At 61.6% G+C, this 3,411-nt stretch carries 3 protein-coding genes; all 3 read right to left on the bottom strand.

The genetic code is table 11. The annotated features are described in order from the left end of the window. Positions 1 to 81: 81 nt before the first annotated feature. The 3 genes from LB536_RS30870 to LB536_RS30880 all read right to left on the bottom strand — a co-directional run bounded on the left by LB536_RS30870 (position 82) and on the right by LB536_RS30880 (position 3,186). On the bottom strand, positions 82 to 732 hold the full coding sequence (locus LB536_RS30870) for a dihydrofolate reductase family protein (protein WP_140761131.1): 651 nt from the start codon (positions 730 to 732) through the stop codon (positions 82 to 84). Between the two features lie 196 nt (positions 733 to 928). Continuing rightward, on the bottom strand, positions 929 to 1,771 hold the full coding sequence (locus tag LB536_RS30875) for a protein-L-isoaspartate O-methyltransferase family protein (protein ID WP_224599125.1): 843 nt from the start codon (positions 1,769 to 1,771) through the stop codon (positions 929 to 931). Between the two features lie 53 nt (positions 1,772 to 1,824). Beyond that, on the bottom strand, positions 1,825 to 3,186 hold the full coding sequence (locus LB536_RS30880; protein WP_224599127.1) for an Nramp family divalent metal transporter: 1,362 nt from the start codon (positions 3,184 to 3,186) through the stop codon (positions 1,825 to 1,827). Between the last annotated feature and the right edge of the window lie 225 nt (positions 3,187 to 3,411).

Below are 3,411 nucleotides of genomic sequence, written 5' to 3' on the forward strand. Positions count from 1 at the left end.
ATCGGTCCATTCTGTTACCTATCTATCCGGTTCGGACAGCCGGGCATTTCTCCCCGTATAGTGACGGGGAGAAAGAACCACTCACTTCCAATTTTTCCGCCGTTCGAGCTCGGCGTCGGAGGGCTTGCCCGTGACGAAAGAGCCGACCTCGATTTCGCCGGCGCGCTCGTAGGTCGCCATGATGACGCCGGTGGTGGAAGCCTGCGATTTGATAAGCTTGAAGGCGGCCGGCATCGCGGCGTCGCCGAACAGCCGCTTGCCCTTGCCCAGCAACAGCGGGAAGGTCATCAGCCGGATCTCGTCGATCAGCCCGTTGGCGAGCAAGGTCTGAATGAGATTGCCAGATCCCTGGATGAGCAGGTCAGGTCCATCTTCCTGCTTGAGGCGGCGCAAAGTCGCGATGATATCGGGCCCAAGCGCGTGCGTGTTCTGCCAGGTCAGGGTATCCGGCCGATGCGTCGCCACATATTTGGTCGCTGGGTTGAAGGCATCCGCGATCGGATCCTTCTGGTACGGCCAGTACGCGGCGAAGATGTCATAGGTTCTGCGGCCGAGCAGCAGGGCGAAGGGTTTGGAGAACAGTTCATCCATTGCCGCGCCCGCCACCTCGTCAAAATAGTGGAACGTCCAGCCGCCGAATTTGAAGCCGCCGACCGGATCTTCTTCCGGTCCACCTGGGGCCTGCATGACGCCATCGAGGCTGACGAAGGTCGCGGCGATGATCTTTCTCATCCGTCTTCTCCTTTTTTGCGATCCGCACCGTCACGGCCGGATTCAGCCTTAGGACGAACGGCTGGCCTCCTTTTCGACACGCGACGACAAATTTTTACAGCATGTTGCGGCGAATAGGATTCGCCCGATCTGCTGTAGCTTCTGATTTTATGCATGTCGTTATCCCGGAACCGAGGACACTTCCGGGCGACATGCATTAGCCGTTGCCGCCGGCGTGAACGGGGTCGGAGGAGAACCAGACTTCGCCGAAGATTGCCGTGGCGGTGCCGTCCGGCGGCCTGTCCTCGATCAGCCAGATCGAGCGGCTGCGCGCGGCCTCTTCGCGTGTCGGGATCTTCGCGGCGGTATCCGCGGTCGACGCCCCGACGCAAGGGATGAACCACGAGCGCATGAATGGATGGCAGGCGAAGCCTTTTTCGCCGCGGGTCACCATCACCGCGAACGGAACGCGCTCGGCCGGACGCCACGGGAAGATCATGCGGCCGCCCGGGCGCAACGCCTTCAGCCATCCGGCGGGAGGGGCCACGACACCAGCATTGACATAGACGATGTCTGATGGCGGCAGGGGCGAGGTCACGGCATCGCCTTGGACAACAGTGGCATTGCCGTAGGCTTCGAGATTTCCGCGCGCCAGTTCGGCCATCTGGTCGTCGAGTTCGAAAGCAGCGACGGTGCCGCCCGGCGAAACCAGCGTGGCGAGCAGAGCCGTGTAGTAACCGCTGCCGGCGCCGATATGCGTGACGGCCTCGCCCGGCTTTGGCGCGAGTTTTCCGATCCACATGGCATGCAGGAAGGGCTCGCCATTGTTGATGCCCTTGTCGGCGTCGAGCGCCACCAGCACGTTCTGGTAGATGTGAGCCGGATCGGCGCTTGGCGTCATAAATGTGGCGTTTCCGGCAATGATCGTCCATGGCCCGGGGCCGAGGAAGGCTTCGCGCGGCACGCTGGCGAACACCTCTTCCAGGCGCGGGTCCGACGAGGCGGCGTTGGCTGCCATCAGCCGCGCGTAGAATCTCCTGATGTCGTTGATGTTGCTCATGGCATCAGGAAAGATAGAGCGATCTGGCGGTTTGTCCCGGGATTAAACGGACTTCAACCAACCCCGGACATGGTGTCGTAGAGCAGCTTGAAATTGAGCACCAGGATGATGGCCGCGACCACCCAGGCCAGTGCCGCCACGCCGCGCGGGATGGCGAGGTTGCCCATCTTCTTCTTGTCGGAGACGAATTGCACCAGCGGGATGACCGCGAAAGGCAGCTGCATGGACAGGATCACCTGACTGAATACCAGCAGCTGGCCGGTGCCCTTCTCGCCATAGAGCGCGGTGACGACCACCACCGGAACGATGGCCACGCCGCGCGTCAAAAGGCGCCTTGCCCAGTTGGGGATGCGCAGCCGCAGGAAACCTTCCATGATGATCTGGCCGGCCAGCGTCGCCGTCACCGTCGAGTTGAGGCCCGAGGCCAGCAGGGCCACGGCAAACAGGATCGAGGCGATGCCGAGGCCAAGCAGCGGCGACAGCAGCTTGAAAGCCTGGTCGATCTCGGCGACATGCTGGTGCCCAGTATCGTGGAAGGCGACCACCGCGACGATCAGGATGGCGGCGTTGACGAACAGCGCCAGCATCAGGGCAATGGTGGAGTCCGTCGTCGCCCATTTGATGGCATCGCGTTTGCCCGCCTCGGTGCGCTCATAGGCGCGGGTCTGCACGATCGAGGAATGCAGATAGAGGTTATGCGGCATCACCGTGGCACCGATGATGCCGATGGCAATGTAGAGCATCGCCGGATTGGTGACGATCTCGGATGACGGCACGAACATCGAATGCAGGATCGTGCCGGCCGGCGGGGCAGCAACGAAGATCTGGATGGCAAAGCAGCTGAAGATGATGATCAGAAGCGCGACGACGAAGGCTTCGAGATAGCGGAACCCCTTGTTCATCAGGAGCAGCACGAGGAAAGCGTCGAGCGCTGTGAGAATGGCGCCGCCGATCAGCGGGATGCCGAACAAGAGCTGCAACGCGATCGCGGTGCCGATCACCTCGGCGAGGTCACAGGCGATGATGGCGAGCTCGCAGGCGATCCACAGCACGAAGTTGACCGGGCGCGGATAGTAGGCGCGGCAGGCCTGGGCGAGGTCGCGGCCGGTGGCGATGCCAAGCCGCGCGGCGAGCGCCTGCAGCAGGATCGCCATCAGGTTCGACAGCATGATAATGAACAAAAGCGTGTAGCCGAACTGGGCGCCGCCGGCGAGGTCGGTCGCCCAGTTGCCCGGGTCCATATAGCCGACCGAAACCATGTAGCCCGGACCCATGAAGGCGAACAGGCGGCGGAACCAGACCCCTGTAGGCACCGCGATGGTGGAATTGACCTCGCGCAGGCTGGGCTGATCGTCTTCCTCCCGTCTGGCGAACCGCCATGCGGACCGGGGGGCTGTGACGTCTGCTTCCGACATGAAAAGGCTTTCCGCAGCTTCGGGAGGATAACGATAAGCTATGCCATGGCTCAACATTATGCAATAGGCTATATTTCATTGTCGATGCTTTTTATTCGGCATTTTACCGAAGGTGGCGGACAAGTAATCGGATTCGGTATCCGAGCCGCCTAGCAGGCTGTTGAAGAAGGATCACGTTTGGCCTTGAGGATAGCCTCGTCACCGTTGTGGTAGGCGAATGTGATG

This window comes from Mesorhizobium sp. ES1-3 (assembly GCF_020164795.1).
Classification (GTDB): Bacteria; Pseudomonadota; Alphaproteobacteria; order Rhizobiales; family Rhizobiaceae; genus Mesorhizobium.

Excerpts from the sequence above, each read along its gene's own strand:
- LB536_RS30870 (WP_140761131.1), bottom strand. The coding sequence starts at position 732 with ATGAGAAAGATCATCGCCGCGACCTTCGTCAGCCTCGATGGCGTCATG.
- LB536_RS30875 (WP_224599125.1), bottom strand. The coding sequence starts at position 1,771 with ATGAGCAACATCAACGACATCAGGAGATTCTACGCGCGGCTGATGGCA.
- LB536_RS30880 (WP_224599127.1), bottom strand. The coding sequence starts at position 3,186 with ATGTCGGAAGCAGACGTCACAGCCCCCCGGTCCGCATGGCGGTTCGCC.